Annotated in this window: 26 protein-coding genes and 3 pseudogenes; 13 read left to right on the top strand and 16 right to left on the bottom strand. The window is 71.2% G+C overall.

Features of this window, described 5'->3' with window-relative positions; all coding sequences use genetic code 11:
• Positions 1 to 21: 21 nt before the first annotated feature.
• Positions 22 to 336 (top strand): annotated as a pseudogene (locus tag O3X23_RS32265) (LLM class flavin-dependent oxidoreductase); the annotation flags it as partial.
• Between the two features lie 52 nt (positions 337 to 388).
• On the opposite strand, the gene O3X23_RS32260 reads toward O3X23_RS32265, so the two are convergent.
• From O3X23_RS32260 to O3X23_RS32245, 4 genes are all read right to left on the bottom strand, one after another.
• Complete coding sequence (locus O3X23_RS32260) at positions 389 to 781, bottom strand: type II toxin-antitoxin system VapC family toxin (RefSeq protein ID WP_269275852.1); 393 nt, start codon at positions 779 to 781, stop codon at positions 389 to 391.
• Entirely contained in the window at positions 778 to 1059 is a 282-nt protein-coding gene (locus O3X23_RS32255; protein ID WP_269275851.1) for a hypothetical protein, read from the bottom strand. Before O3X23_RS32255 ends, O3X23_RS32260 begins: the two co-directional genes overlap by 4 nt.
• A gap of 111 nt (positions 1060 to 1170) precedes the next feature.
• A complete protein-coding gene (locus O3X23_RS32250) occupies positions 1171 to 2376 on the bottom strand; it encodes a hypothetical protein (protein ID WP_269275849.1) in 1206 nt (401 codons plus the stop codon).
• A gap of 52 nt (positions 2377 to 2428) precedes the next feature.
• Entirely contained in the window at positions 2429 to 2740 is a 312-nt protein-coding gene (locus O3X23_RS32245) for a hypothetical protein (RefSeq protein WP_269275847.1), read from the bottom strand.
• 101 nt (positions 2741 to 2841) lie between these two features.
• Between O3X23_RS32245 and O3X23_RS32240 the strand changes: the two are divergent.
• A pseudogene (locus O3X23_RS32240) lies at positions 2842 to 3057 on the top strand (LLM class flavin-dependent oxidoreductase); the annotation flags it as partial.
• Positions 3058 to 3103: 46 nt separating this feature from the next.
• Here the strand turns inward: O3X23_RS32240 and O3X23_RS32235 are convergent.
• The 3 genes and pseudogenes from O3X23_RS32235 to O3X23_RS32225 form a co-directional block, all read right to left on the bottom strand.
• Complete coding sequence (locus O3X23_RS32235; protein WP_269275845.1) at positions 3104 to 3997, bottom strand: LLM class flavin-dependent oxidoreductase; 894 nt, start codon at positions 3995 to 3997, stop codon at positions 3104 to 3106.
• A gap of 9 nt (positions 3998 to 4006) precedes the next feature.
• On the bottom strand, positions 4007 to 4192 hold the full coding sequence (locus tag O3X23_RS32230) for a hypothetical protein (protein WP_269275843.1): 186 nt from the start codon (positions 4190 to 4192) through the stop codon (positions 4007 to 4009).
• Between the two features lie 168 nt (positions 4193 to 4360).
• A pseudogene (locus tag O3X23_RS32225) lies at positions 4361 to 4482 on the bottom strand (PIN domain nuclease); the annotation flags it as partial.
• Between the two features lie 161 nt (positions 4483 to 4643).
• Between O3X23_RS32225 and O3X23_RS32220 the strand changes: the two are divergent.
• The 3 genes from O3X23_RS32220 to O3X23_RS32210 all read left to right on the top strand — a co-directional run bounded on the left by O3X23_RS32220 (position 4644) and on the right by O3X23_RS32210 (position 7746).
• Positions 4644 to 5402: an IclR family transcriptional regulator gene (locus O3X23_RS32220; protein WP_269275841.1), complete on the top strand. Its 759-nt coding sequence runs from the start codon at positions 4644 to 4646 to the stop codon at positions 5400 to 5402.
• Between the two features lie 96 nt (positions 5403 to 5498).
• On the top strand, positions 5499 to 6773 hold the full coding sequence (locus O3X23_RS32215) for a PP2C family protein-serine/threonine phosphatase (protein WP_443048044.1): 1275 nt from the start codon (positions 5499 to 5501) through the stop codon (positions 6771 to 6773).
• Positions 6774 to 7029: 256 nt separating this feature from the next.
• Complete coding sequence (locus tag O3X23_RS32210; RefSeq protein ID WP_269275948.1) at positions 7030 to 7746, top strand: LLM class flavin-dependent oxidoreductase; 717 nt, start codon at positions 7030 to 7032, stop codon at positions 7744 to 7746.
• Positions 7747 to 8129: 383 nt separating this feature from the next.
• Here O3X23_RS32210 and O3X23_RS32205 read toward each other — a convergent pair whose 3' ends face one another.
• Complete coding sequence (locus tag O3X23_RS32205) at positions 8130 to 9047, bottom strand: LysR family transcriptional regulator (RefSeq protein WP_269275836.1); 918 nt, start codon at positions 9045 to 9047, stop codon at positions 8130 to 8132.
• Between the two features lie 73 nt (positions 9048 to 9120).
• On the opposite strand from O3X23_RS32205, the gene O3X23_RS32200 reads away from it, so the two are divergent.
• Entirely contained in the window at positions 9121 to 10095 is a 975-nt protein-coding gene (locus O3X23_RS32200) for a DMT family transporter (protein ID WP_269275834.1), read from the top strand.
• 28 nt (positions 10096 to 10123) lie between these two features.
• On the opposite strand, the gene O3X23_RS32195 is transcribed toward O3X23_RS32200, so the two are convergent.
• On the bottom strand, positions 10124 to 11455 hold the full coding sequence (locus tag O3X23_RS32195) for an aminotransferase class I/II-fold pyridoxal phosphate-dependent enzyme (protein WP_269275832.1): 1332 nt from the start codon (positions 11453 to 11455) through the stop codon (positions 10124 to 10126).
• A gap of 35 nt (positions 11456 to 11490) precedes the next feature.
• Here O3X23_RS32195 and O3X23_RS32190 point away from each other — a divergent pair, with 35 nt between their 5' ends.
• Positions 11491 to 12156: a pyridoxamine 5'-phosphate oxidase family protein gene (locus O3X23_RS32190; protein ID WP_269275831.1), complete on the top strand. Its 666-nt coding sequence runs from the start codon at positions 11491 to 11493 to the stop codon at positions 12154 to 12156.
• Between the two features lie 10 nt (positions 12157 to 12166).
• Entirely contained in the window at positions 12167 to 12817 is a 651-nt protein-coding gene (locus tag O3X23_RS32185) for an FMN-binding negative transcriptional regulator (RefSeq protein WP_269275830.1), read from the top strand.
• Here O3X23_RS32185 and O3X23_RS32180 read toward each other — a convergent pair.
• The 3 genes from O3X23_RS32180 to O3X23_RS32170 form a co-directional block, all read right to left on the bottom strand.
• A complete protein-coding gene (locus O3X23_RS32180; RefSeq protein WP_269275827.1) occupies positions 12814 to 13791 on the bottom strand; it encodes a DMT family transporter in 978 nt (325 codons plus the stop codon). The two genes, O3X23_RS32185 and O3X23_RS32180, sit on opposite strands and share 4 nt — an antisense overlap.
• A gap of 255 nt (positions 13792 to 14046) precedes the next feature.
• Positions 14047 to 15012 carry an EamA family transporter gene (locus O3X23_RS32175; protein ID WP_269275825.1) on the bottom strand — a complete coding sequence of 322 codons (966 nt, stop codon included), beginning with the start codon at positions 15010 to 15012 and terminating at the stop codon, positions 14047 to 14049.
• Positions 15013 to 15145: 133 nt separating this feature from the next.
• The gene (locus O3X23_RS32170) at positions 15146 to 15808 is read right to left on the bottom strand and encodes a pyridoxine/pyridoxamine 5'-phosphate oxidase (RefSeq protein ID WP_269275823.1); all 663 of its coding nucleotides are present in this window, start codon (positions 15806 to 15808) and stop codon (positions 15146 to 15148) included.
• 205 nt (positions 15809 to 16013) lie between these two features.
• Between O3X23_RS32170 and O3X23_RS32165 the strand changes: the two genes are divergently transcribed.
• Positions 16014 to 16442 carry a type II toxin-antitoxin system Rv0910 family toxin gene (locus O3X23_RS32165; protein ID WP_269275822.1) on the top strand — a complete coding sequence of 143 codons (429 nt, stop codon included), beginning with the start codon at positions 16014 to 16016 and terminating at the stop codon, positions 16440 to 16442.
• Positions 16443 to 16586: 144 nt separating this feature from the next.
• Here O3X23_RS32165 and O3X23_RS32160 read toward each other — a convergent pair whose 3' ends face one another.
• On the bottom strand, positions 16587 to 18866 hold the full coding sequence (locus O3X23_RS32160; RefSeq protein WP_269275820.1) for a glycoside hydrolase family 3 N-terminal domain-containing protein: 2280 nt from the start codon (positions 18864 to 18866) through the stop codon (positions 16587 to 16589).
• A 166-nt stretch (positions 18867 to 19032) separates the two neighbouring features.
• On the opposite strand from O3X23_RS32160, the gene O3X23_RS32155 reads away from it, so the two are divergent.
• Positions 19033 to 20061 (top strand): LacI family DNA-binding transcriptional regulator, encoded by a 1029-nt coding sequence (locus tag O3X23_RS32155; RefSeq protein WP_269275818.1) that lies wholly within the window; start codon positions 19033 to 19035, stop codon positions 20059 to 20061.
• Here O3X23_RS32155 and O3X23_RS32150 read toward each other — a convergent pair.
• Complete coding sequence (locus tag O3X23_RS32150; RefSeq protein ID WP_269275816.1) at positions 20039 to 20641, bottom strand: PadR family transcriptional regulator; 603 nt, start codon at positions 20639 to 20641, stop codon at positions 20039 to 20041. The two genes, O3X23_RS32155 and O3X23_RS32150, sit on opposite strands and share 23 nt — an antisense overlap.
• Positions 20642 to 20718: 77 nt before the next feature.
• On the bottom strand, positions 20719 to 21510 hold the full coding sequence (locus tag O3X23_RS32145) for a CPBP family intramembrane glutamic endopeptidase (RefSeq protein ID WP_443048043.1): 792 nt from the start codon (positions 21508 to 21510) through the stop codon (positions 20719 to 20721).
• A 120-nt stretch (positions 21511 to 21630) separates the two neighbouring features.
• On the opposite strand from O3X23_RS32145, the gene O3X23_RS32140 reads away from it, so the two are divergent.
• Positions 21631 to 23421, top strand: coding sequence for a VWA domain-containing protein (locus tag O3X23_RS32140; protein ID WP_269275812.1), 1791 nt, complete (start codon positions 21631 to 21633; stop codon positions 23419 to 23421).
• 60 nt (positions 23422 to 23481) lie between these two features.
• On the opposite strand, the gene O3X23_RS32135 is transcribed toward O3X23_RS32140, so the two are convergent.
• Positions 23482 to 24975: a glutamate--cysteine ligase gene (locus O3X23_RS32135; RefSeq protein WP_269275810.1), complete on the bottom strand. Its 1494-nt coding sequence runs from the start codon at positions 24973 to 24975 to the stop codon at positions 23482 to 23484.
• A 461-nt stretch (positions 24976 to 25436) separates the two neighbouring features.
• Here O3X23_RS32135 and O3X23_RS32130 point away from each other — a divergent pair, with 461 nt between their 5' ends.
• Positions 25437 to 26024, top strand: a complete 588-nt coding sequence (locus O3X23_RS32130; RefSeq protein WP_269275807.1) for a hypothetical protein — start codon at positions 25437 to 25439, stop codon at positions 26022 to 26024.
• Positions 26025 to 26358: 334 nt separating this feature from the next.
• Positions 26359 to 26565, top strand: a complete 207-nt coding sequence (locus O3X23_RS32125) for a DUF5999 family protein (protein ID WP_250974685.1) — start codon at positions 26359 to 26361, stop codon at positions 26563 to 26565.
• The last annotated feature ends 38 nt before the right edge of the window (positions 26566 to 26603 follow it).

Here is a 26603-nt window from a genome sequence, read left to right as displayed (position 1 = left end):
AGGACCATGCGGCATCACCGCGTGACGCCGGCTCGGAGGCACCGCGTCCCGTGCCCGGTTCCGGGCGGAGGCGTTCGACCGCGTAGGGTCGACGACACGCGTCTGAGTACGGTCATCCTGCCCATCCACCGGTGGAATGAGGGACAGGAGGTGTGGCGGCGTGCCGAGGACCTCGGCTTCCACAGCGCCTACACCTACGACCACCTCTCCAGGCGCACCTTCCGGGACGGCCCGTGGTTCGGCGCGGTGCCCACGCTCACCGCGGCCGCGGCGGCCACCGAACGGATGCGGCTCGGAACGCTCGTCACGTCGGTCAAGCCGCGTTCACCTATCACGGGCTGACCTGCTGGAACGCGACAAGGGCGGCGGCAAGGCCAACGTGGGCGACTCAGATCGGCTCGACGGCGATGCGGGGGTGGCACAGTCGGCGCAGGTCATCGGTGTCGCTCGTGACGACAGTGACGTCGCCGTGCTCCAGGTGGGCCGTGGCACCGAGCATCGCGTCGATGGCGTACTTGTGGCCGTGCAGGCTTTCGGCGGCGAGCAGTCTGCTTGCCGCTCGTGCGATCTCCTCCGTGACGGGGCGCACCTTGGTCAGGGAAACGGCATCGTCGAACGCCGCCTGCGGCACCTTCGGGTCGCGTGCCTCCACCAGCGTGGCCGCGCTCGTCACGACCAGCAGGTCCAGGCTGCGGGCGACGTCCAGCCACACGGTCATGTCGCGGTGCCGGCGGGAGAGCTTGGAGAGGGCCCCGCTGTCGAGAACGAGAGTCCCGCTCATGCGGCGTCCACTGGAGCGGATCCACCGCGGTGGGCAGCGTGGTGGGCGCGGATCCGCTCGGCCTTGGCCGACACATCAGCCGGGTCGACGGGGCCGTGCTCCGCTTCAGCGGCGGCGATGTAATCGTCGATGGCCTCGCGCTGGAGCTGCCGCTGCACGGCCTCCTCGATGTATGAGGAGACACCCTGCTTACCGGCGCGTGCGCGAATCGCCTCCAAGGTCTCGGCACGCAGAGAGACGCTGGTCACTCGGGTCTTGCCAGGGCGGGACGTATCCATACGAGAAGTGTAATACAGGGAGTGTTAACTGGCTGGTGCACTGCCCTGGCTGCTTCAAGGTGATCGGCTCGGCCGGTCGCCCCGCGGCCGCCGTGCCCGCGTGAACTGTAGCTACCGGCGGCCGGCAACGAGCGCATTGAGGCGGTCGCCGATCACGGAGACGCCAGGGCGGGGCTCGTTCGCGAAGTACCAGGGCTTGCGTCGGCGCAGCAGTGCCTCACCGTGCTCGCTCCAAGCGAATTCGGGCTCCCTCAGCAGCTTCCGGAACACGGCATCGGCTGTCTCCGGGTGAGCGGCGGCCAAGCGGCTGATCGGCAAGGGCGCGATCGACTCCTCGCGCAGATAGGTGCACAGCAGATCCTGGTGCTGCCCACGGCCCGCGCGGGTGGGGTCCGCGAAGAGGTCCCGCAGCATCCCGTAGTCGGCGTAGAAGTTGAGCCCGTCGACCTGGTCATAGATGACACCAATGGTGTCCGCTTCCGCCAGTTCCCGCGGAAGCTCGAAGAAGGGCATGTCCAGGCCAGGGAGCCGTCCGTGCCGAGTACGGCCGGGTTGTGCGGCGACGAGGACCTTCTGGCGGTGGCGGTAGTAGGCGTTGAGGAGATCCTCGGCTTCGGCTGGCGGAAGCACCAACTCGTCGCCGCCGCAGAACTCGACGAACGCCGCCCGGTCCTCCCGCATCCGCTGCCACCCCTGCTCGACCTTCTGGGGATTGCGGAAGACCAGCTCGGGTTGACTGGTGGCCAGTTCGAGCGCGGCCTGTGCGATGTCAGTGGCACTGGACCTGGGGTAGTACGACATCGCCCCGGACACCAGCCACGCCCCGTCGGCCGGGCGGAGTGGCACCAGGCTGGCGTGGAGGAATCCCCCCGTAAACACTCCACGGAACGCCGACCGCCCGACATTCGAGTACGTGCGGTACTCCAGGTCGTCGACAAGGTTCAGCAGGACGACGGCATCCCCGTCCTTCCGCTGAATCTCGAACACTCCCTCGACCGGGTCACGCCAGCCGAGCAGTATCTCCCGGTCGGCCGCGGTCAAGCCCTTCCGTCCGGCGACGAACCGGTCCACCACCTTCGAGCCGTCCGGCAGGCGGTACCGCAGGATGAAGTGGTCGGTGATACGGATCGCCGTACCCTCGTCGAGCTGCCGTGCAGGCCCAGCGGCCTCCAGCAGGAGGGGCGTCAACCACCGGTCGAAGCGAGCGCTCTGCGCGAAAGTGACCAGTTCCCCCTTCAACTCGGCGCTGCGCTCGATGAGATCGGTCAGCGACAGTTTCGCCGCACCCTGATGCGCGCCCTGTACAGCCTCGGCCACGTCCACCCTTTCGTACGAACCTGTTCCGCGTGAAGTGAAGAGGAGACCGGTCTCATCCGGCCCAGTGGCGGTACGCCTCGATCCACTCCGCCCCCTCGGGCGCCGGGCTGGGCAACGGCAGATCCAGAATTCCGATCGCCTGCCGGACGCGGCCACGAGAACACCAGGCGACGATCCTGCCGTCGGGCGTGAGGTCGACCCGGCGCACGGTTACCTCGACGCCGAGAACCGCCGTGGTGAAGGGCAGGTCGAGGTACTCCTCAAGCGCGGCGAACAGACCGGTCCGCTGCTCGTCCTCGCCGTGGGCATCCACCGTCGCCTCTTCGATCATCGCCTCAAGCTCGGCCCTACCCAGCGTGCCCATGACGCCACGGTAGCGGCCCGCGTCGCGATGTCGGCGGGGCTTCCCGGATCTGCTCCGTCGGCATATCCGTGGCAGCGCAAAGCCCGCCTATGGTTACGGTCATGCGTCTGAGCACGGTGATCCTCCCCATCCACCGGTGGGTCGAAGGGCAGAAGATCTGGCGACGGGCCGAAGACCTCGGCTTCCACACCGCGTACACATACGACCACCTCTCCTGGCGGACCTTCCGGGACGGACCGTGGTTCGGCGCGGTGCCCACCCTCACCGCCGCCGCGACGGCCACCGAGCGGATGCGGCTCGGAACGCTCGTCACGTCAGTCAAGCCTCTTTCGTGCATCACAGCCTGACCAGGCACTATTCGTCTCAAACGAGCTGCTTCAAGCCCTCAGTGGCAATGCGCTCGAAGGTCTTGAGGTCGGCGGCGAAGTCGGTGTCCGGGATCGGCCAGTGCAGCACTAGCTCGGTGATCCCCGCTTCGCGGTGCTTTCCCGCGAAGTCGACGAACGCGTCCACGGACTCCAGCGGGCCGCCCGGGTCCGGGGTGAAGCCGGTGAGCATGATCTTCTCCAGCTCGCCGACGTCCCGGCCGATCGCCTCACAGGCCGCGCCGAGCTTGCCGAGCTGACCCTTGATGGCCTCCAGTGACTGCTCGGGGGTGCCCGTTTCGAACAATCTCGGGTCGCCGGTCGTCACCCACGCCTGGCCGTGGCGTGCGGCCAGCTTCAGCCCCCGCGGCCCGGTGGCGGCCACAGCGAACGGCAGCCGGGGACGCTGCAGGCAACCGGGGATGTTTCGCACCTCGTGCGCCGAGTAGAACTCGCCCTCGAAACTGACGACGTCCTCGCTCAGCAGCTTGTCCAGCAGCGGCACGAACTCCGCGAACCGGTCGGCCCGCTCCCTCGGCGTCCAGGCCTCCTGCCCCAACGCCGTGGCGTCGAACCCCGACCCACCAGCCCCGATCCCCAGCGTGATCCGCCCACCGCTCACATCGTCCAGCGTGATCAGGTCCTTCGCCAGCGTCACGGGATGCCGGAAATTAGGAGACGTAACGAGGGTCCCCAACCTGAGGCGCGTCGTGGCGGCCGCAGCGGCGGCCAGCGTGGGCACGGCGCCGAACCACGGCCCGTCGCGGAAGGTCCGCCATGAGAGGTGGTCATACGTGTACGCCGCATGGAACCCGAGGTCTTCGGCGCGCCGCCACACCTCCTGGCCCTGCTGCCAGCGGTAGATGGGGAGGATCACGGTACTCAGTCGCATGCTCCGACCCTACGTGGAACGCGCCTGAACACCCTGGTCGAAGGCGTATGCCAGGTCGGCGGCGAGAGGCGTCCTCCCCAACGACGGGGTGGGCGAGTCGGCGAGGCCGTCTCTACGGCGACCGGAGGCCGGCCGCAGCCAGGTCCGCTTCACCTTCTGCAAGACCAGGGCCGCCACGACCTGCGGAAGCAGCACACCGCGAAATGATCGTCTCGCCCGTCCCCAACACGCTTTCGAACTGTTCGTCCGGCTGTTCGCGATAGATCAGCGCTGTCCTGACCTGCGCCGGAACGGCTATCTGGCGGGGCTGTGAACGGTGCTGGACGAGGGTGAATGCAACCAAAACTGCAACCGGTCCTGGGTCTACTTTCCGGCTGCGGGTCCGTACCACTGGAGAACTGTCCTGTGAAGGCAGCGATGCACTCAAAGTCCCGGTCGCGGTGCAGGAGGGTCAGGCCTTGCAGTTCCGCCGTGGCGGCGACCAGCCAGGCCGAGTCGGTCCTCGACCACGCGGTGGGGGGCGCCGCCCTCGCCGACCAGCTGAGCCGGGAGGCCAAGACCTCGACGAGACGGTGTGGGACGGGTCGGCCGGGGCCGGTCCAGGCTGAGCTTGCTGGCGGGGTGCCGCCGGGCGCAAGCTTGGGACATGGGTCCTCATGGCAGCCCTACGCTCATCACTTCAGTGCAGCGAGCCTTCCGCTTGATGGAAGCCGTAGGGGCACACGAGGGCGGTGCTCCGGCGAAGCAGCTGGCACGTGAGGCAGGACTGTCACTGGCCACCACCTATCACCTGCTGCGGACGCTGGTCCACGACGGATACCTGCGGAAGCTGGAGGACGGGTCGTACGTCATCGGAGACAGCCTGCACACGCTGCACGCCGGAAGCCGCGGCCAGGGGCTGCTCACCCGTATCCGTCCCATGCTCGCCGCTCTGCGGGACGAACTGTCGGCCGCCGCCTATCTGACCTTCTACGAGGAGGGCGAGATCCGGGTCGCCGAGATCGTCGAGGGCCCACGGGCACCACGGGTCGACCTCTGGGTGGGATTCGAGGACGCCGGGCACGCCACGGCGCTGGGCAAGTGCGTGCTGCGCGAGCTCGACGACGACTCCCGCGACGAGTACCTCTCCCGGCATTCCCTCGCCGACCTCACGCCCCGCACCATCACCCACCGTTCCGAACTGCTTCGACAACTCGACTCAACCCCCACTGCCCCGACCATCATGGACCTGGAGGAGTACGCCCTGGGCACGATCTGCGTCGCGGTGCCCGTGTACAGCGGGCACAAACTCGGCTCGCTCGGTGTCTCACTCCGGGCAGACCGGCTCTCCCGCATCGAACAGGTTCGAGCGCGGCTGGTCCCGACAGCGAGTCGTGTGACCAGGGGCCTTTCGCTCACTATCTGAAAACATCGCCCTTGCGGCTCCCGCACGGCTACCTGTTCTCTGGATGAAACGGACAGGCGCACGCGCCGTGAGCAGGAGAGGGCTGCGGAAGAGGACATGAGCTATGCCCAAGACCATCAGCGCGATCATCGGCCGACGTGGCAGCTCAGGAAGCGGCTTCGCGTGGGGTCGGCGGGCCCGGCCCCGAGGACAGCGCCGGAGGAGCAGTCACGCATCGCCGCCCACCTCGCCGCCTGGGCGCCCTCACTGATCGTCTCTGCCGTTGCGCTCCTCGCCCTCGTCAGCGGAGGTGGAATGACCTGGTTGCCGCTGCTCGCCGTCGGGCCTGCGCTGGCCGCCGCCCCCAGCAGGCCGTGGGGAGTGCTTCGGATCGGCTTCCTCGCCGTGGCGCTGGGTGCCGTGCTCGGCGCCCATGGCGGTGCTTCGGTCCGTGAGCAGTCAATCGTGCTGTCCGCACTGGTCGCCGTTACCCTGGCGAGCAGCCAGGCCAGCGCGCTACGCGGGCGTCGCGAACGGGTACTGGCGGCCGTCCGCTCAGTCGCCGAGGCTGCCCAGCACGCCCTCCTCAAGCCCGTGCCCGCCACTGTCGGCGAGTTCCAGGTAGCCGTCCGCTACAGCGCCGCCGCGGCGGAGGCCCGGATCGGCGGCGACCTCTACGCACTGATCCCCACTCCGTACGGGGTCAGGCTGATCGTCGGCGACGTGCGCGGCAAGGGGCTGCCCGCGGTGGGCACCGCCGCTCTGGTGCTCGGTGTCTTCCGCGAGGCCGCCTACGACGAACCGGACCTCCTCGACGTCGTCGGCAGGATAGAGCGGAGCCTGGCGCGCAACCTGGGTCCCGACGACTTCGTCACCGCCGTGGTCGTCGGGTACCCCGGGGCCGGGCGCATGGAGGTGGTCAACTGCGGACACGCCCCGCCGCTGGTGGTTCGCGATTTTGAGGTCACGGCTGTCGAGCCGACGCGTCCGGCTCCACCGCTCGGGTTGCGGGCCCTCACCGGCGAGACCCCGAGTCTCCAGGTGCTGCCCTTCGCCGACGGCGACCAGCTGCTCCTCTACACCGACGGGGTCACCGAGGCCCGCAACCACAGTCGTGAGTTCTACCCGCTCATGGAGCGGGTGGCGCGGCACGTGTCGGATGAGCCGTCCCGTACCCTCGCCGCACTCCACGACGAACTGCTGGCACACGTCGGCGGTCGGCTCCACGACGACGCGGCGCTGCTCCTGCTCCGGAAGCCGGCCGTTGTCGGCTCGACGTCGGCACCTGAGCGCCGGACTTCGGTCGCGGGCCCGTGGATTGGAACCGGTGGGCTCGGGACGGCGAAGAAGTCGATGCGCTGCCACTGCACCCCGTCCGGGTCCATGAGGTAGGCGACCTCGCCGCGCTGCCAAGCGGCCTGTCTCGGTCTCACCGCCAGAGGCTGCGGAGTGGGCACGATGCCCAGGGGCAGTCCGTCGGGGCGTCCTTCGAACATCGCTCGTTCTCCCATCGATGCGGCGCTGGTTCAAGGTGTTGCCGGGAGCGTGTGGTGGCCCGTCAGGGCAGATCCGCGGATCGTTGGGGCCAACACGCAACGTACCGAAAGTGGGCGACCACGGACGCGGGCCGTCGGGTCGCGGCGGCAACATCATTACTGCTCCCGATGCCATTCAGTCCGCCTCGCCCAACTTCCGGCACCCGGTGACGCTGGCGAAGGACCTGATCACCCTCGACGACGTCAGTGGGGGACGCGTCACACTGGGCATCGGCGCGGGCGGGTCCGGGTTCGACGCGACCGCGCTGGGCCAGGAGGCGTGGACGCCGCGCGAGCGGGCGGACCGCTTCGGGGAGTTCGTTCCGCTGCTCGACCGGTTGCTCACCGAGGACGTGGTGTCGCACGAGGGCGAGTTCTACTCCGCGCACGAGGTCCGCAACATCCCCGGCTGCGTGCAGCGGCCGCGGCTCCCCTTCGCGGTGGCCGCCACCGGACCGCGCGGGCTGAAGCTGGCCGCGCGCCACGGGCAGGCCTGGGTCACCACCGGAGACCCGAAACTCTTCGAGACCGGCACCCCCGAGCAGTCGCTGGAAGCCGTCCGCGGCCAGATCGCCAAGCTCGGAGCGGCCTGCGACGCGATCGGCCGGGACCCCGCCGAACTGGACAAGATCATGCTCACCGGGTTCACCCCGGACCGCCCGCTGGATTCCTTCGAGGCCTTCACCGACTTCGCCGGCCGCCACGCGGAGCTGGGCATCGACGAGATCGTCATCCACTGGCCGATCGCGGGCTCCGGCTTCGCCGCCGACCCCGAGCTCTTCGAGCGCATCGCCACGGAAGGGCTCGCCCGGCTCACCACACCGCATTGACAAATCGCACAGCAAGGGTCAATAAGGACGGCAAAGCCGCCCGAATCGACCCAGTACAGCGATTCACGTGCGCACCTGCCGTCTCAATGCGCACACTTGGTTGTGCGCTCAACGATTGACCCCGGTGCTTCCCCGCACGGTTCCGGCCGTCCGGCAGACGTGCACCCGCACACCGGCCTGACCGGGGTCATCCATGCCGCGCCGCGAGGACAGGCGTAGGTCCTGTCGTTCGACCGATCGAGCCGTTGAGCCGCTGATGAACGGGCGGTACCCGTGGGTCCGCCGGGGAAGACACCGCCGGACAGCGGCCGGGCTCCTGGCCCTGCGGGCCCGCAAGGCCGCCTGACGGCCGGGCGCTCCGGAAGAGCCCAGTCCGTCGGGCGTCAGGCGGTCGTCGGCGTGAGTGCGGTGGCCGCCGAGGACTGCAGGGCCTCCACCGCCGCTCGGATCGCGGGGCGGCGGTCGGCGTCTTCTCGCCAGACCGCGTAGACGTGGCGGTGCATGGTGTGCCGGACGGGGACGACGCTCACGCCGTCGGGCACCGGGCCCCGGCCGAGGCGGGGGGCGACCGCGACGCCGAGCCCCGCCGCCACCAGGGCAAGCTGGGTGTGGTGCTCCTCGGCGGAGTGCGACAGGCGCGGCTCGATCCCCTTGCCGCGCAGGGTGAACATGAGCCAGTCGTGGCAGAACTCGCCGTCCGGCCACGAGACCCAGTCGTCGTCCGCGAAGTCCTCCAGCCCGATCTGCTCCCGGCCGGCGAGCGGATGGTCCGACGGCATCGCGACATCGGCGATGTCGTCCAGCAGCGGCGCCTTGGCGAGGCCGGACGGCAGGGACAGCGGCCTGTTGTACCAGTCCAGGACGACGGCGAGGTCCATGTCGCCCCGCACCACCCGGGCCACGGAACCGGCCGGCTCCATCTCCTGCATCCGCGGCCGCAGCTGGGGGTGGTCCCGGCGCAGCGTCGCGAGGGCGTTCGGCAGCAGCCCCCGGGCGGCGGTCGGGAACGCCCCCAGGACGATCTCGCCGACGGCCGCTCCCCGGTGCGCCTCCAGGTCGGAGTGGGCCAGTTCGACCAGCGACAGGATGCGTTCCGCGTGGCCGGCGAGCAGCCGTCCCGCGTCGGTGAGCCGGATCCCGCGGCCGTTCTTGGCCAGCATCTGCTGACCGGTCTCGCGCTCCAGCTTGCCCATCTGCTGGGAGACCGCGGAGGTCGTCACATGGAGGACGTCGGCGGCGGCGCTGACCGAGCCGTACGTGGCGATGGCCTGCAGGATCCGGAGGCGCTCCAGGTTCAACATGTAAGGAATGCTACGCCTTCTCGCGTACCTAATCTCCCTTGTTCTACGGAATGAAATCCGTCATCGTAAGGCCATGAGCGTTCCCGCCCGCCTCCGGCCCGCCGCCTCCGCGCCCCCTTCGACACCCGAGCCGGCACCGGCCGTCCACCGCTCGGTGGACTGGCGGATCCGGTTCGCCCTCCTGGGCCTCATCTGGGGTTTCAGCTTCCTGTTCATCAAGGTCGGCACGGAGGCGTTCGCACCGCTGCAGGTGACGCTGGGCCGCATGGTCTTCGGCACGGTCGTGCTGGTCGCCACCCTGCTCGTCAAGCGCGACCGGCTGCCGCGCGGAAAGCGGACCTGGCTTCACCTGACGGTCGCGGCCCTGCTGCTCAACGCGCTGCCCTTCTCGCTGTTCGCCTACGCCGAGCTGACCATCCCCTCCACCCTCGCGGGCATCTGCAACGCCACCACCCCGCTGTGGAGCATGGTCGTCTCGGTCGTCGCGCTCTCCGAGGACAAGCCGACGCGGCAGCGGTTCGCCGGCGTCGGCCTCGGCTTCCTCGGCGTGCTGACCGTGCTCGGCGCCTGGCAGGGCTTCTCCGGCCAGGACCCGGCGGGCACCGCCATGGCCCTGATCGCCGGGGCCAGCTACGCGGTCGGCTGGGCGTACGTGCGCCGCACCCTGGCGGGAACCAGGACCTCCAACCTCGCGCTCTCCAGCAGCCAACTGCTGCTCGGCACAGTGCAACTCGCGCTCGTCACGCCGTTCTTCACCTCCGTGCCGACCTCGTTCCCGATCCTGCCCGTGCTGTCGGTCGTCGCCCTCGGTGCCCTCGGCACCGGGGTCGCGTTCCTGCTCCAGTACGCCCTGGTCGCCGAGAAGGGACCGACGATCGCCGTGATGGTGACCTATCTGATCCCGGTCGTCGCGACCGCCGCGGGCGTGCTGCTGCTGCACGAGCGGCTGGGCTGGAACGAGCCGGTCGGCGCGGTCATCGTCCTGGCGGGCGCCGCCCTCACCCAACTGCGCACCCGCACGCGACCGGCCGCCGAACCCGCCCCGTAACCCCGACGCCCCGGACCCAGCCTCAGCCTCAGCCGTACCGTCCCCCGCCCGACGCGCCGACCACCCGGGCGACCGCGTCGGCGAGCGGCACGATGTCGGCGTCGGCGAGGGCGGAGACCGTGAGCCGCACGCCGGGTGCGGACGCGAGGCGGAAGCGGGCGCCGGGCGCGGCGGCCCAGCCGGCCTGCAGCAGGCCGGCCACGGCGCCGGTCTCGTCGGTAACCGGCACCCAGACGTTCATGCCGCTGCGCCCGTGCGCGGTGATGCCGCGTTCCGCGAGGGCCAGGACCAGGGCGTCGCGCCGCCGGCCGTACGACCGCCCCACCACGTCCGGGTCGACCGCCCCCGACTCCCACAGGTGCACCACGGCGCGCTGCAGCAGATGGCTGACCCAGCCGGCGCCCAGCCGGTAGCGGCCCTGGACGCGGTCGACCGTGACCCGGTCGCCGGTGAAGACGGCCAGCCGCAGGTCCGGGCCGTACGCCTTGGCCGTGGACCGCACCAGCGCCCAGTGCGCGGTGACGCCCGACAGGCAGTGCAGCGGCAGGTCGACCAGTCCGTGCACGTGGTCGTCGTCGACGACCAGCACCTCCGGATGGCGCGCCAGCACCTCGCGCAGCTCCCGGGCACGGTCCGCCGAGATCACCGCGCCGGTCGGGTTCTGACCCCGGTCGGTGACGACCAGCGCCCGCGCCCCGGCCAGCAGCGCACGGGCGACGTCCGCGACGACCGGGCCGTCGTCGTCGACCCCGACCGGGACCGCGCGCAGCCCGAGGGCCGGCACCAGGTCCAGCACGCTCCCCCAGCCCGGGTCCTCGACCGCCACGGCGTCGCCCGGCCGCAGATGGGCCGACAGCACCCGTTCGATGGCGTCGAGCGAGCCCGAGGTGAGTCCGATCGGGCCGTCGGGCACGCCGTCGCGATCGAAGGCCGCGCGGGCCAGCTCGCTCAGCTCGGCGTCGACGGCAGGACCGCCGTAGAGCGCCGGGCGCACGGCGTTGTGGGCGATCGCCGCCGCGAACGCCGCGTCGAGCGGCGGCAGCAGCGAGACGTCCGGGTTGCCGTTGGAGATGTCCCGCGTCCCGGGCGGCACCTCGATGCGGATCTGGTCGCGCGAGGTGGTGGCGGGCCGGGAGCGCACCCGGCTGCCGCGCCGCCCGGCCGTCTCGATCACCCCGCGGTCGCGCAGCAGCCGGTAGGCGGCGGCCACCGTGTTCGGGTTCACGTCCAGTTCCTGGGCCAGTTCGCGCAGCGGCGGCAGCGCCGCGCCGGGCTTCAGCGCGCCCTCGCCGACCGCCCGCTCGATGTCGGCCGCGATACCCGATGCGCCCCGGCCCGTGATTCGATACTCTCCTAGCACAAAGCCGATTATGCACTAGTTCAAAGGATTCCGCCATGGCCGACACCTCCGCCGCCCCCTCCCCGTCGTACGAGGCGACGGACCGCACCGTCCCCACCCGGATACGGGAGCGCGCCGCCTACGACCGTGACACCGTCCACGCGATCCTCGACGAGGGCTACCTCTGCCACCTCGGGTTCATCCGCGACGGCGCGCCGGTCGTGCTGCCCACCCTCTACGGCCGGATCGGCGAGCGGCTGTACGTCCACGGCTCGACCGGATCGCGCCCGCTGCGCGGCGCGAAGGACCCGGGGCTGGCCGTCTGCCTGACCGTCACCCACCTCGACGCCCTCGTGCTGGCCCGGTCCGCGTTCCACCACTCGATGAACTACCGCTCGGTGGTGGTGCACGGGACCGCGCACCAGGTCACGGATCCGGCGGAGCGCGCGGAGGCGCTGGACGCCCTGGTCGACCAGGTCGTGGCCGGCCGCGCGGACGACTCGCGCCGGGCCAACGCCAAGGAGCTGGCCGCGACCACCGTCATCCGGCTCGACCTGCTGGAGGTCTCGGCGAAGGTCCGCACCGGCGGCCCGAACGACGAACCGGAGGACACCGCCCTGCCGTACTGGACCGGGATCGTGCCGGTCGCCAAGACCTACGGCACGCCCGTTCCGGCCGACGACCTCGACCCGGCCATCGCCCTGCCCGCCTACCTCGCCTGAGGGGCCCGACATGCTGATCCACCCCTGGGACGCGGCGCGGGACGACGCCGAGTGGCAGACCTGGCTCGCCGCGCACGACTTCGGGCAACTGGCCGTCAACGGCCTGCCGGGCGAGCCCCCGTTCGTCCAGCCGCTGCACTTCGCCTACGACCCGGAGCGCGACGAGGCGTTCACCCACCTCGCCCGCCCCAACCCGCTGTGGCCCGCCCTCGAGGCGAATCCGCGGGTCACGCTCAGTGTGGTGGACGACTACACGTTCATCCCCGGGCCCTGGCACGCGCCGGAGGGCACGCCCGCCGAGCACGGCACCCCGACCAGCTTCTACGCCGCCGTCCAACTGCTGTGCACGGCGCATGTCATCGACGACGCGGAGCAGAAGGCCGCCGTGCTGCGCCGCCAGCTCGCGCACTTCCAGCCGGCCGGCGACTACGCGCGCGTCGCGCCCGGGCAGGCCCCGTTCGGCCGGATGCTGCCCGGGATCCGCGGGATCCGGCTGGAGGTGACCGAGGTCCGCGCGAAGTTCAAGTACGGCGGCAACAAGCCTCGCGAGATGCAGCGGCGGGACACCGAGCGCCTCGCGGCGCGGGCCGCCCCGCACGACGAGGCGGCCCGCGCCCACCAACTGCGCCGGCTGGAGACCGGCCCGGCGGGAGGGGTCTAGATGGTGCCGGCCGCCGCGCGGCGGCCGGCCGAGGCCAGGCGGGCCTCCTCGAGGCCCAGGACCGTGACGGCCCCGAGCAGGATGACCGTGCCCAGTACGGTCGCGCCGGTCAGTTGCTCGCCGAGGACGACGACGGCGAGGGCCGCCGCGGAGACCGGTTCGATCAGGGCGATGACGGAGACCGTCGCCGCCCGCACCACCGCGGCGCCCGCGAAGTACAGCCCGTAGGCGAGCGCCGTCGGCACGGAGGCCAGGTAGACCAGCAGCCACAGGGTGTGGCCGAGGTCCGCGCCGCTCGGCATCAGCCCCTCCGTCAGGGCCGGCGGGAGCAGGGTCACCGCGCACACTGCGAAGGACCACAGGGAGGTCGTGAACGGGTCCCCGCCGTCCCCGTCGCGACCCATCCAGCGGGTCAGCAGCGTGATACAGGCGTAGCCGGCCGCGGACAGCAGCGCGAGCCCGACCCCGGCCGGGGCCACGGTCCCGCCGCCGTTGCCCAGGACGAGCACCGCGAGCCCCGCCAGCGCGCCGGCGACCGCCACGGCGCCACCGCGGCCGAGCCGTTCACCCATGGTGAGACGGGCGACGACCGCGATGATGACCGGGCCGGCGCCCAGGGTGACGACGGTGGCGACGGCCAGTCCCGTCAGGTGCACGGCGCCGAAGTAGGCGGTCTGGAAGACCGTCAGGCCCAGGCCGGTGGCCAGGATCCGCGGCACCGCGCGCCGCCGGGGCTCCTTACGGGCCTGCGTACGGTCGGCACCGCGACGGCGGCGGGCCAGTTGAACGAGGAGCAGCAGCGCGAAACCGCCGGCGGCGCGCCAGAAGGTGAGGGCGATGGGGCCGAGGCCGCTGCTCGTGAAGAGCAGCGCGGCGGCGCCGCCCGCGGTGCCCCAGGCGGTGGCGGCGAAGGTGATGTAGAGCAGGCCGCGTCCGACGGACGGGGCAAGGGTGTGGCCATGGTTGGACGGCACGAGTGTTCTCCCGCGGAGGACTTGGAATGGTCGCGTGATCCCGTGTGCGGGCAGCCGCGACCTGCTCGGGTACATGCCCGAGCAGGGTCGTCCGTGGGGTGGCGGCCCGCCTAGAGGGCGGGCGGCGGCAGAACGGTGAGGTGCATGTTCCGCACCCTATGAGGCGCGGACGTACCGCTACAAGCCGGTTCCGAGGAGCGAGATCCGCACACCCCGGATCGGTGGCAGGGCCTGCCGCCCACCACCGGGGCGTCCTCAGACCAGATCGGGTTGCGGCAGCGGCTCGACCGGCTCGACCACCGGTCTGCTCCGGCCGCTCCGGCTGGTGGTCTGGGCGACGAACGCGCCGGCCAGCACCAGCGTTCCGCCGATGATCTGCGGTACGCCCAGGTGCTCCCCGAGCAGGATCCAGGCGAACACGGTCCCCACCACCGCCTCCAGACAGGCGACCACCCCGGCCACCTGTGGAGTCAGCTTGCGCACGGCCAGCACCCCGGTCAGGTACGCGACCACCGTCGCCACCAGGACGATCCATCCGACGAGGAGCACCGCGGGCACCTGCTTGTCGCCAAGCGCGGCCTGCCGGCCCAGCACGTCCCAGTTCATCCCCCACGGCCGCGCGACCACGGTCATCACCGCGGCGCCGATCAGCAGCCCGAAGGAGATGACGCCGATCGGGTCGGGGGCGTCCTCGCCCTCCGTGCCGTGGTCGGCCAGCACGAAGTAGCTGACCTGGCAGCACGCCGCGCCGAAGGCGAGCAGCAGACCGACGGCGTCGAAGGCCAGCCCCGACCACACCTCGACCACCGAGGCCATGCCGCCGACCGCCAGTACCACCCCGATCGCCGCGGCCCGGCTCACCGGCCGGCGCTGTACGAAGCGCACCCAGCCCAGCAGCAGGGCCGGCCCGAGGAACTCGACGAGGATGGCGACGCCCACGGGGATCCGGGATATCGCGGCGAAGTAGAAAGTCTGCACACCCGCGATGGCCAGCAGGCCGAAGCCGGCCAGCAGCCCGGGGCGCTGCCGCAGCAGGGCGCGGTGGCGCAGCGCGACCGGCAGCATGATGAGCGCCGCTCCCGCCACGCGCAGCCACACCACGTCCAGCGGGTCGAGTCCCGCCTCGATCAGCGGTTTCGCCGCCACTCCTGAACCACCGAACGCGAACGCTGACGCCAAGGCGAGCCCCAGCCCCGCGTTCCTCCCCTGAGACGCATGCATCCGGCCATGATGTCAGCTCGCGACAGGGCCGTCGCCCAGATAGCGGCTGACATCCGGGCCGGCTCCGCCGACGTCCCCGTCCGGACCGTCCCCGTCCGGGCCGCCCTCTCCGGGCCGTCCCCCTCCGGACCGTTCAGGGCCAGAGCAGTCCGCGCCGCCACTCCCCGCCCTGCCGGACGTAGTGCAGCCGCACATGGAAGGTGCCCTGGCTCCCTTGGAAGAACTCCATCTCGTCGGCCCGCAGCCGGTAGACGGTGTGCCCCGCGGGAACGGCCCGGGGGTCGGCCGCGACCACGTCCGCGGCCCGCCGCCGCTCCGCGTCGTACGTGTCCGGGTCGGTCAGCGGGGCGCTCATCCGGCCGGTGAACCCCGCGACCCGGGAGGTCTCGCGGCGGCCCAGGAAGTCACCGCGCGCGGTGGCGGCGTCCAGGACCTCGACGGGCCCGGCCGCCCGGATCTGCCGGCCCTGGAGCGGCCAGTACCAGCTCAGCGCCGCGTGCGGGTTCGCGGCGAGGTCGTGGCCCTTGTGGCTGCCGGTGTCGGAGGCGAACACGAACGTGGCCGCGTCGGCGCCGAGGCCGCGCAGCATGAGGACCCGCGCCGAGGGGCGCCCGTCGCGGTCCGCGGTGCTGAGCGTCATGACATGGGGTTCCGGCACGCCGTCGTCCAGCGCCTCGTCCAGCCAGCGGGCGAACTGGCGACCGGGAGAGGGCTCCGCGCCGTCCGGGTCGAACGACGGCAGGGGTCCGGCCAGCACCGGCACGGCGCGCAGCCGGTCCGGCAGTTCCTCGTCCATGTGTCCTCCTGTAGAGCGCGCGGCCACCATGGCTCCGATCTTCGCCCCTCACCGGCACCCTCGGCGGCATTCGCCGCGTACGATATCCTGACGGTGCATCAGTTCTGACGCTTCATCAGTATTGAATGTTCGGGCGGCTGCGGCTACGTTCCGCGACAGCGTCGCTGCGAGCGAGCCGCAGCGCCTTCGCACAAGGAGTGATCGCATGGCCGAAGTCTCCGCACAGGCGCGCATCGCGGCCCCGGCCGAAAAGGTCTGGAGGCAGCTGACCGACTTCGCGTCGTACGACCAGTGGAGTGCCACCCACACCAGCTTCCCGAAAGGAGGCCCGTCGCCGCTGGCGGCCGGTGCCACCTATCAGGAGAACATGAAGATGATGGGCTTCCCGGCCGAGGTTACCTGGACCGTGGAGGCACTGGAGGCCGAGCGGGTGCTGGGCATCGCGGGCAAGGGCCCGATGGGTGTCAACCTCAGCATGCGCTACACCCTGGTCCCCGACGGCGACGACACCGAACTGCGGATCGACAGCAGCTTCGCCGGCGCCGCCGTCGCCATGATGGCGGGCAAGCTCAAGGACTCGGCGACCGCCGCCCTCAACGAATCGCTGCGCAAGCTGGCCGGGCTCGTCGAGTAGCGGCCGTACGCTCCGGACCCCCCGGGCCGGCCGCGCCGCGGCCGGCTCCACCACGGACGACCGCGGCCGGCTTCCCCCCGCGGACGGACGAAGGCGGGGTGGCCGCCGGGACCGTCGCCCCGCCCGCCGCCCCGCCCCGGTCGGTCAGCGCACCGTCACCGCCGCGCTCTTGTCGCCCGCGGAGAAGGTGTACGCGCCGCGCTCGACCCGCTGCGCGCCCGCGCCGTCCAGGTCGCCCGGCGTGACCGCGAGGGTCCCCGGCAGCACCCGCAGCCGCACCGTACGGGTCTCCCCCGCCGCCAGGTGCACCTTGGTGAACGCGACCAGCCGGGTCGCCGGCGTCAGCACGTCGCTGATCGGCCGCGACACGTACACGGGCACCACCAGATCGCCCGCCTTGCCACCGGTGTTGGAGACCGTCACCTTGAGCCCGACCGCGTCGCCGGCCCGTACCGCCGCCTTGTCGGCCGTGATCGCGCCGAAGCTGTACGAGGTGTACGAGAGTCCGGCGCCGAACGGGTAGGCCGCGTCGTACGAGGACTCCGGTCCGCCGTTGGTGCCCGGCAGCTGCTGGTAGTACAGCGGCGCGTTGCCGAGGTGCTTCGGCCAGGAGACCGGCAGCCGGCCACTGGGGTTGACCGCGCCGAACAGCACGTCGGCCACGCCGTGCCCGCCCTCGCTGCCCGGCAGCCAGGACATCAGCAGCCCCTGGGTGCCGTCCGCGTCGCCGAGCACGAGCGGCCGGCCCGCGACGACGACGGTGACGACCGGCTTGCCCGCCGCCTTCAACGCCTTGACCAGCGCCTGCTGGTCCGCGGAGAGTTCCGGTCGCGGGCTGTCGGCCGCGCCTTCTGCCGCGGCCTTCTCACCGACGACCACGACGGTCAGATCGGCGTCCTTGGCCTGCGCCACCGCGTCCTCGGTGGTCGTGGCCCGTACCACCTCGGTGCCCGCGGGCGCCGCCTCCTTGATCCCCGCCAGCACGGTCGTGCCCGGCAGCGCCACGCCCTCGGGGACGCCCTGCCAGCCGATGGTCCAGCCGCCCACCTGGTCGTTGATGTCATCGGCGTAGGAACCCGCGACGACGATCTTCTTGGCCGTCGGGGAAACGGGCAGCACCCCGCCCTCGTTGCGCAGCAGCACCTGCGACTCGGCGGCCGCCTTGCGCGCCAGGTCCTTGTCGACCCCCAGCACCGCTGCGTCGGCCTTGGCCGCGTCCACGTAGGGGTGCTCGAACAGGCCCAGCTCGAACTTCATCCGCAGGATGCGGCCGGCCGACTCGTCGATGCGCTTGACCGACACCAGGCCGCGGTCGACAGCGGTCTTCAGGCCGGTGCTCCACTCCTTGGCGAAGTACGGCTCCATGGCCATGTCCAGGCCGGCGTTGACGGCGAGCGCGATCGCCTCGGGGTAGTCGGCGGCGAGCTTGTACTTCGTCTGCAGCGCCCGGACGTCCTCCCAGTCGCTGACCGTGACGCCCTTGAAGCCCCACTGCTCGCGCAGCACCTTGGTGAGCAGGTACTTCGAGGAGGTCGCGGGGACACCGTTGATGGCGCCGGAGTTGACCATCACCGTCTTCGCGCCGGCCTGCAGGGCCTGCTTGTACGACGGCAGCAGGGTGTCCTGCAGATAGCGCATGGACACGTCCGCGGGCACCCGGTCGTGGCCGTTGGCCGGCTCGGAGTAGCCGCCGAAGTGTTTGACGCTGGCGACGACGTGCTTGGCGCCGTTCGCCGACTCGATGCCGGTGACGCTCGCGGCGGCCAGCGTCCCGGCCAGCAGCGGGTCCTCGGCGAACGTCTCGTAGTAGCGGCCCCAGCGCTGGTCGCGGGCGAGGTCCGCGACGGGCGCGAAGTTCCAGTCGATGCCGGTGGCGGCGACCGAGCGCGCCGTGGAGGAACTCGCCGCCTGCACGGTGGCCGGGTCCCAGGTGGCGCCCAGGCCGATCTGGTGCGGGAAGACGGTCGCGCCGAGCACGTTGTTGTGGCCGTGCACGGCGTCCACCCCGTAGAGCACCGGGATGTGCAGCCGCGTGTTGTCGACGGCGTACTTCTGTACGGCGTTGACCATCTTCGCCCACTCGGCGGGCGTGTTGACGGCGGGCCCCATGCCGCCGCCGGAGAGTATCGAGCCGGCCGCGTAGTCACCCAGCACCGACTTCAGGCAGGTCTCGTTGAGGGCGCCGCCGCTCCACTCGCAGTCGCCCTGGACCCGGGCCACCGCGATCTGGTCCATCTGCCCGATCTTCTCCTCCAGCGTCATCCGCTTCAGGAGGTCCTTGACGCGCAGATCGATCGGCGTCCTGGCGTCGGTGTAGCCGGTCGGACTCTTCGCCGTGGCCGGCACCGCGCCGATCGCGGCGACACAGGCCGCGGCGGTGGCCAGGGTGACCAGCGCTCGGAAGCGGGTTCTGGGTGACTTCATTGTCATCGCGCGTGGCATCGCAGCATCCCGTTCCTGTCGGGCCCCGTACACGGAGCCGCATCACGTAAACGTTTCCGGTGCGCCGGAAGTCTGTCCTCGCCATGACACATCGTCAAGACTGTGTGCAGCACACACCCCCGCCACTCCAGGAACAGGTGCAATCGCCGTGAACATCCGCGAACTGGCCCTCCACAGCGGGGTTTCGACCGCTACGGTCTCCCGCGCGCTCAACGACCGCGCCGAGGTGAGCGAGGCGACGCGCGACCGCATCCGGCGGCTGGCCAGCGAACTCGGGTACGCCCCGAACGAACCCGCGCGCACGCTGGTGCGGCGCCGGTCCGACACCATCGGCCTGGTCTGGGACACCGGTTATGAGACCCTCGGTTTCCAGCACCCCTTTCTGCAGGGGCTGCTGAGCTCGGTGCGCAACGCGCTGTCCGAGGCCGACTACCACCTGATGCTGCTGACCACCTCAGGGCCCGACGACGCCGACACCACCTATCTGCAGGCGGTGCGGCGCCACAACCTCGAAGGCGTCGTCGTCCTGGGCACGCCGGCCGACAACCGCGCCCTGCGGGCCCTCGCCGCCTCCGACGTCCCGTGCTCCGGGATCGACGTCGCGCTCAGCGGCCCCCGTACCGTCCGGGTCACCTCCGACAACGCGGCCGGCGCGGCCACGGCGGTGGAGCACCTGTACGCGCAGGGACACCGCCGGATAGCCACCGTCACCGGACCGCTGTACCTGCCGCCGGCCGCCGAACGGCTGGCCGGCTTCCGTCAGGCGTGCGCCCGGCTCGGACTCGCCGTCCCTCCGGAGTACGTGGTCACGGGGGACTTCTTCCTCAACAGCGGCGAGGACGCGGTGCGCACCCTGCTCGCCGCGGAGCGGCCGCCCACCGCGGTCTTCGCGGCCGGTGACCAGATGGCGATCGGCGCACTGCACGCGGCAGCGGCCGCCGGGCTGTCGGTACCCGACGATCTCGCCATCGTCGGCTTCGACGACATCGACGCCGCCTCGCTGGTCCGCCCCGCCCTGACGACCGTCGCCCAGGACCGGCGCGCCCTGGGCTCGGCTGCCGTCAAGGCGCTGCGCGGGCTGCTCGACGCCGATCCGGCGGAGGCGGCCGAGCCCTGGATCGTGCCGACCCGGCTCGTCCGGCGCGGCTCCGGCCTCAGTCCTCTTCGGCGAGGATGAGGTAGAGCTTCTTGCGAGCGTCGTTGACCACGACCAGCGCCTTCTCGCGCTGGGCGGGCGTCCCGGTCGACCAGACCTGCTTGAAGGCCTCGACGAGGCCGCCGCCGGCCTTCCTGATCTCGTTCATAGCGTCCCAGTCGACGCCCCGGCCGGCCTCTTCCCACGGGGCCTCGGGCCCCGCCTCGGATTCGGTCCTGCCGGCGTCGGTGAGCGTGAACAGCTTCTTGCCGCCCTCGCTCGCGCTGGTGATCAGGCCCTCGTCCTCCAGCAGCTGCAGCGTCGGGTACACCGAGCCGGGGCTCGGCTTCCACGCGCCGCCACTGCGCTCGGCGATCTCCTGGATCATCTCGTAGCCGTGCATCGGCCGGTCCTTGAGCAGCGCCAGGATCGACGCGCGGACGTCGCCGCGCCTCGCCCGGCCCCGGGGCCCGCCCCGACCGCGCCCGCCGGGGCCGCCGAAGGGGCCACCCCCGAAGGGCGGTCCGAACGGTCCGAAGGCCGCACGGCGCTGTTCTCCCCGCTCTCCCCGGCCATGGTGGCCGGGTCCGCGGTGTTCGTGTTCATGTCCTTGGGAACGCATGGTTACGCTCCTTCCATCGTTGATCGGTCGCGATGCTTCAACGATATATCGGAAGCGTTCGTTCGACAACCCTTTTCTCAGCCCGTCGGCAGCCAGCCGACCCGGCCGGCCAGCAGGGCGTAGCCGAGGAAGGCCACCGTGTCGATCAGGGCGTGCGCGGCAACGAGCGGGCCGACCCGTCCCCACCTGCGGTAGAGCAGCACGAACAGCACCCCCATCACCATGTTCCCGACCATGCCGCCCACCCCCTGGTACAGGTGGTAGGAGCCGCGCAGCACCGCGCTGGCCGCCAGCGCGGCGGCCGGGGACCAGCCCAACTGACCGAGCCGGCGCAGCAGGTAGCCGACGACGATCACTTCCTCCAGCACGGCGTTCTGCACGGCGGAGGCGATCAGGACCGGGATCTTCCACCACACGTCGGGCAGCGACTCCGGCACCACCGTCAGGTTGAACCCGGCCGTGCGGACGCCGAGGTAGAACAGCAGCCCGGTGCCGCCGACAGCGGCCGCGACCAGCGTGCCGCGTCCCAGGTCGCGGCGGGGTTCGGCCAGGTCGAAGCCGATCGCGCGTATCCCGACCCGTTCGCGCGCCAGCAGGTGCGCGACCAGGGCGACCGGGACCAGGGCGGTGGCGATGCCGAACAGCTGCCAGGCCAGGTCGAGCCAGGGCCGGCCGGGCGCCTGCGAGCCCACCAGGGTGGCCGCCTGGTCCTTGAGCGCACCGGGCTTGGTCAGCGATCCGACGAAACTGATGAGCGCGCCGACGCCGCTGGCCCCGAGGGACAGGGCCAGTACGAGCAGGGTCTCGCTCCGCAGGGTCCGCCGCGCGAGCCCGGCCTCCCCCTCCGCTCCGTATGACTCTGTGTGCACCTCAACCTCCATTTACGTCATCCCGCCTCGGTGCCGTTCCCGCTTGGCTAGGGTCTCGAAAAAAGATACGAAGATCGCGCGCGACAGGCCGGAGCCCCCCTCAGGAGAGACGCAGCAGCCATGGGACGTCACCGCATTCCAGATGATCCCCGGGGGGCCGGCGGAGCGCCGGGTCCACGGGTACGCCGCCGCACCATAGCGGTCGCCACCAGCTTCGTACTGGCGATGGGCGCCGGTACCTTCGTCGTGCTGCGCGGCGGCCTGCTGCCGCTGAGCGGGCACTGCGCGCAGGGTGTGGTGAAGATCGGCGTCGCCGCCTCGCCCGACATCGCGCCCGCTCTCACCACCATCGCCCAACAGGCCAGGACCACCGGCGTGAAGACCGACGGGCGCTGCCTCGACGTCGCCGTGACCGCGCGTGACTCGGCCGACGTGGCGGACACCCTCGGCAAGGCTCCCAAGAGCCCCGGCTTCCAGGTCTGGATCCCGGACTCCAGCGTCTGGCTCGACCAGGTGACCCTCGGCGGCCGCGGCACGGCGCTGACCTCGATGACCAGCATCGCCCACTCCCCCGTCGTCGTCGGCACGCTCCAGGAGCAGGCCAAGAGCCTGGGCTGGCCTTCCAAGGCCTACACCTGGGCCGATCTGACCACGGCCGCCGGAGAGAAGAGCAACTTCCGCCTCGGCACCGCGAATCCCTCGCGCAGCGCGACCGGGCTGCTGGGGTTCACGATGATCACGCAGTCGATCGGCCGCAGGGGCGGTGACGTGGACACCGAGTCGGCGGCCGCCGCGAAGATGCTGGCGCAGTACACCGCCCCGGGCGACGCGCAGATCGTGGCCACCCTGCCCAAGGACAGCAGCACCACCGAACTGGCGAACCCGCAGCGCAACCAGGCGCTGGTGATCTCGGAACAGGCGGCGTTCGTCCGCAACACCGCGGGCGGCGGGCGTCCCGGGCTGAAGCTGTTCTATCCCAAGGACGGCTCCGTCAACCTGGACTACCCCTACGCGGCGCTGGACGACGACACGCTCACCACGGACCAGTCCCGGGCCGTCTCGCGGTTCATGTCGCTGCTGGGCAGCGACGAGAGCGTGCGGCTGCTGTCCGGTCGCGGCTTCCGGCCGCCGACCGGCGCCCCCGACCCGGCGCTGGTGCGCGGCGCCGGCGGCGAGGAGCCGCAGCCGGTCGCCGCGGAGCCGCTCCCGGCGCCCACCGGGCAGGACCTGCAGCAGTTGCGCGTCATGTGGCAGATCACCGTGCAGCGCGCGCGGATCACCACGGTCGTCGACGTCTCGGGGTCGATGTCCGCGGCGGTGCCCGGCACCCAGGGCAAGACCCGGCTGGACGTCACCAAAGCGTCATTGCTGCAGGCGCTGACGCAGTTCACGCCGGAGGACGAGGTGGGCCTGTGGCGCTTCTCCACCCGGCTCGACGGCCCCCGGGACTACCAGAAGATCGTCGAGACGGCCCGGCTGGGCGTGCGCACCGCGCAGGGCACCACCCAGCGGGACCGGCTGACCGGCGCGTTCGGCGCCCTCCAGCCCGTCGACGGCGGGGCGACCGGCCTCTACGACACCACGCTGGCGGTGTACCAGGACGCCAGGAAGACGTTCGCCGCGGGCAAGTTCAACACGGTCGTCGTCCTCACCGACGGCGCGAACGAGGACCCGGGCAGCATCTCGCTGGACGCCGTGGCCGCCAAGCTGAAGGCGCTGGGCGATCCCGCCCGCCCCGTTCCGCTGATCGTCATCGCCGTGGGCCCCGATGCCGACAAGACCGCCTGCGACCGGCTGGCCCGGGCCACCGGCGGGGCGGCCTACCGGGTCACCGACCCGGCGCAGATCCAGGCGGTGCTGTTCAAGGCGGTGGTGGCGGCCGCGGCGAGCGCGGCGGCCGCCACGAGCTGACGCGCCGGAGGACGTCGTCGACCGACGACGTCCTCCGGATCCGCCGGGCCCGGACCCCGGTCAGCTCACCGGCCAGGTGTGCACCGGCTCGCCGGAGTGCATCAACTCGCTGTAGCGCAGCGTCATCGACACGAGCGCGGCCCGCCGGTCCAGTCCGCGCTCCATCGCCCGGTGGAACACCGCCGACTGCCATTCGGCGCCGTTGGTGCGCAGCCGGCAGCGAGCCTCGATGATGCCGAGGTAGTGATCGCGGTCGGCGGGCTCGATGCCCCAGGCGTCGAGCCCGGCCGACGCCAGCGGCAGCAGTTCCTCCAGCACCAGCTCCGTGGCGGGCAGTTCCACCAGCCCGCCGCCCCGGCCCGGCCGCGGCCAGTGCATGACGGCGCCGATCCCGTGCCGGCAGGCGGCGTCGAAGTTCGCCGCCGCCGCGCCGAACGGCAGCCGCTGCCAGACCTGGCGGGGCGCCTCGGCCAGCGCACGGACCAGACCGTAGTAGAAGGCCGTGTTGGCGATCACGTCGGCGACGGTGGGACCCGCGGGCAGCACCCGGTTCTCCACCCGCAGGTGCGGGACACCGTCCACCACGCCGTACACCGGGCGGTTCCAGCGGTACACGGTGCCGTTCTGCAGGGTGAGCTCCTTGAGCTGCGGAACGGTCCCCGCGTCGAGGGCCACCAGCGGGTCCTCGTCGTCACAGATCGGCAGCAGCGGGGGGAAGTAGCGCAGGTTCTCCTCGAACAGGTCGTACGCCGAGTCGATCCAGCGCTCCCCGAACCACGTGAGCGGGCGTACGCCCTGCGCCCGCAGTTCCTGCGGGCGGGTGTCGGTGGCCTGCTGGAACAGCGGCGGCCGGGTCTCCCGCCACAGCTCCCGGCCGAACAGGAACGGTGAGTTGGCGCCCACCGCGACCTGCGGTCCGCTCAGCGCCTGCGCGGCGTTCCAGACCGCGGCGAACCGGCCGGGCGTCACCTGAAGGTGCATCTGCATCGAGGTGCAGGCGGCTTCGGGGGCGATGGATCCCGAGGTGTAGAGCAGGTGCTCCACCCCCGCGATGTCCAGGGTGATGTCCTCGCCGCGGGCGGCCAGAATACGGTCGTTGAGCAGCGTGTACCGATCCGCCCGCGACAGGTTCGCACTCACCAGGTCCTGTGCGCTCAACGTCGGCAGAATACCCACCATGACGATGTGCGCGCCGACTTCGCGGGCCTTGCGGTCCGCGTATCCCAACCCGATGCGCAGCTCTTCCGCGAGCCGGTCGAGGACCCGCCCGGAAAGATGATGAGGGGCGATGTTCACTTCAATATTGAACTGCGCCAGTTCGGTCTGGAAATCAGTGCTGGCGATCCGCTCCAGCACCTCCTCATTCATCATCACCGGCAGACCCGCAGAATCCGCGAGATTCAACTCCAGCTCGAGACCCATCAGATTCCGCGGCCGGTCGAACCTCTTCTCGTCCAGTAGTCTCTCGAGCCCCATGAGACACTGGCGGAGCTTCACGCGATACCGCTGCCGGTCGAAGAGGTCGACCCCGGTGGCTACAACCTTCTCTCCCATCGGAGCGTCCCTTCTCGAGTGGGCCGTGTGACGATGATGCCCACCCCATAAGATCGATAGCGGTCCGGCGGAGCCGAGCGGAGGCTAAGCTGCCGGATAGACACTCCGGCACATTCCCCCGGCATGGTCGAACTAACCTGTCACGAGGGGTACCCCTCGTGACAAACACCGACGAGATCCAGCCGTCCGCAGCGGCGGGGAATGTGCAGTTCGCGGGATCGTGCGCCGGCGCAAATGCGGAGAAATTATCTGGCGAGGAAGGCCTATTACCTTCTTGCCCGCAATGCCGGCGACAGCTAGACGAAACACTGTGTGAACACGGGTCGTATAAACTTCGCCCACAGGGCAGAGACTCCGTGATCCACCGGACGTGCCTTCGCAGGAACCCCCTCACCGCTCCGCCGACAGTGACGTCCGGACCCGCTCGCACCACCGTGTCTCCGACTGAGAGGCAACCCATCATGCCGCTGCACGTACCCCCCGTACCCGCGCCCGCACTTCGGAGTGTCCTCGCCGCACTCAGTTCGCCAACCGCTGTTCTTGAGGCGCGTACGCCGGCGCTGCGCGCGGCCGAGGGCCCGCTCATCCCCGAGCACCCGCTGCCCGTCCATGTCTTCGAGCCCGCCGCCCCGGGCCGCGGGCTGCCGCGCGCCCGGCTCACCGGCTGGCGGTTCCACATCCGCGCCGGCGACCGCGTGGCGGCGGCGGGCGAGACGGTACGCACCCCGGACGGGTGGGCGTTCTCCCACTTCTCGGAAGGCCCCTACCTGGCCTCCACCGAACGCGCCCTGCGGCAGGCGGAAGCCCTCTCCACCGCCTACCAGCCGCATCTGCTGTCCGTTCCCGGGCTGTACATGCTGGCGCTCTGGCTCCACAGCGACATCTCGGCCGAGGCGGGCTCCGCCCAGCCCGCCGCGGCCGACCTTCTGGTGCCCCTCGCGCCGGCGCCGCCGGGCATCGCCGCCCACCGGCTGCACCGGCTGACCGATCTGGTACCGGTCCTCACCCTGCGCCTGGCGCCCACGCCCCTGCTGGAGTCGGCCGTCTGACGGATTGTCGGACAGCGCCGGGCAGGCACCCCTTCGACGGCAGGCCCCAGAACGCCCCCGTGACCCAAAGGTCACGGGGGCGTTGTCCTGTGCGTACCGTGACGGCCTGACCCGGATCGGTCATGCGGTACCACCCGAAAAGACACGCGCTGTGAGGGCAACCGCCCGGTCGGGTGACGCGTCCTCACCTATCAAGGACAGCTCAAGCGAAATCCCTGCGGATTCCGCGTCGTAGAGCAACACTGGGACCGACCGAAGAACGGGGGCGGTTATGAACCAGGTATCCGACCGAACGAGCCGTACGACTCCTCTACCGCAGCGAAAGACACCTTCCATGTGCCAGCACCAGCCGCAGTGCCCCACCGCCGAGTGTTCCGACCGGGAGGCCGCGCTCATCGTGGCCCACCACCCGGAGCAGGGCTGGAGCCTGCTGTGCAACGGCGTCCTGCTCTTCGAGGACACCGGCGAGCTGCTGCCCGACGGGCAGATCATCGCTCCGCACCGGCCGCTGGGCACCGAACAGATCGCCACGGCAGCCTGAAACCGCCGGACCCCGCCGACATCAGCGGGGCCCGGACA

Origin of the sequence: Streptomyces sp. H39-S7, from assembly GCF_027158205.1 — a bacterium.
Lineage (GTDB): Bacteria > Actinomycetota > Actinomycetes > Streptomycetales > Streptomycetaceae > Actinacidiphila.
This window is presented reverse-complemented; position numbering and strand designations above follow the sequence as displayed.

What these genes read in the sequence shown, in the direction of transcription:
- O3X23_RS32260 (WP_269275852.1), bottom strand. Translation starts at nt 781, where the DNA reads ATGAGCGGGACTCTCGTTCTCGACAGCGGGGCCCTCTCCAAGCTCTCC.
- O3X23_RS32255 (WP_269275851.1), bottom strand. Translation starts at nt 1,059, where the DNA reads ATGGATACGTCCCGCCCTGGCAAGACCCGAGTGACCAGCGTCTCTCTG.
- O3X23_RS32245 (WP_269275847.1), bottom strand. Translation starts at nt 2,740, where the DNA reads ATGGGCACGCTGGGTAGGGCCGAGCTTGAGGCGATGATCGAAGAGGCG.
- O3X23_RS32235 (WP_269275845.1), bottom strand. Translation starts at nt 3,997, where the DNA reads ATGCGACTGAGTACCGTGATCCTCCCCATCTACCGCTGGCAGCAGGGC.
- O3X23_RS32220 (WP_269275841.1), top strand. Translation starts at nt 4,644, where the DNA reads ATGGGTCCTCATGGCAGCCCTACGCTCATCACTTCAGTGCAGCGAGCC.
- O3X23_RS32215 (WP_443048044.1), top strand. Translation starts at nt 5,499, where the DNA reads ATGAGCTATGCCCAAGACCATCAGCGCGATCATCGGCCGACGTGGCAG.
- O3X23_RS32205 (WP_269275836.1), bottom strand. Translation starts at nt 9,047, where the DNA reads ATGTTGAACCTGGAGCGCCTCCGGATCCTGCAGGCCATCGCCACGTAC.
- O3X23_RS32200 (WP_269275834.1), top strand. Translation starts at nt 9,121, where the DNA reads ATGAGCGTTCCCGCCCGCCTCCGGCCCGCCGCCTCCGCGCCCCCTTCG.
- O3X23_RS32190 (WP_269275831.1), top strand. Translation starts at nt 11,491, where the DNA reads ATGGCCGACACCTCCGCCGCCCCCTCCCCGTCGTACGAGGCGACGGAC.
- O3X23_RS32185 (WP_269275830.1), top strand. Translation starts at nt 12,167, where the DNA reads ATGCTGATCCACCCCTGGGACGCGGCGCGGGACGACGCCGAGTGGCAG.
- O3X23_RS32175 (WP_269275825.1), bottom strand. Translation starts at nt 15,012, where the DNA reads ATGCATGCGTCTCAGGGGAGGAACGCGGGGCTGGGGCTCGCCTTGGCG.
- O3X23_RS32170 (WP_269275823.1), bottom strand. Translation starts at nt 15,808, where the DNA reads ATGGACGAGGAACTGCCGGACCGGCTGCGCGCCGTGCCGGTGCTGGCC.
- O3X23_RS32165 (WP_269275822.1), top strand. Translation starts at nt 16,014, where the DNA reads ATGGCCGAAGTCTCCGCACAGGCGCGCATCGCGGCCCCGGCCGAAAAG.
- O3X23_RS32160 (WP_269275820.1), bottom strand. Translation starts at nt 18,866, where the DNA reads ATGAAGTCACCCAGAACCCGCTTCCGAGCGCTGGTCACCCTGGCCACC.
- O3X23_RS32150 (WP_269275816.1), bottom strand. Translation starts at nt 20,641, where the DNA reads ATGCGTTCCCAAGGACATGAACACGAACACCGCGGACCCGGCCACCAT.
- O3X23_RS32140 (WP_269275812.1), top strand. Translation starts at nt 21,631, where the DNA reads ATGGGACGTCACCGCATTCCAGATGATCCCCGGGGGGCCGGCGGAGCG.
- O3X23_RS32135 (WP_269275810.1), bottom strand. Translation starts at nt 24,975, where the DNA reads ATGGGAGAGAAGGTTGTAGCCACCGGGGTCGACCTCTTCGACCGGCAG.
- O3X23_RS32130 (WP_269275807.1), top strand. Translation starts at nt 25,437, where the DNA reads ATGCCGCTGCACGTACCCCCCGTACCCGCGCCCGCACTTCGGAGTGTC.
- O3X23_RS32125 (WP_250974685.1), top strand. Translation starts at nt 26,359, where the DNA reads ATGTGCCAGCACCAGCCGCAGTGCCCCACCGCCGAGTGTTCCGACCGG.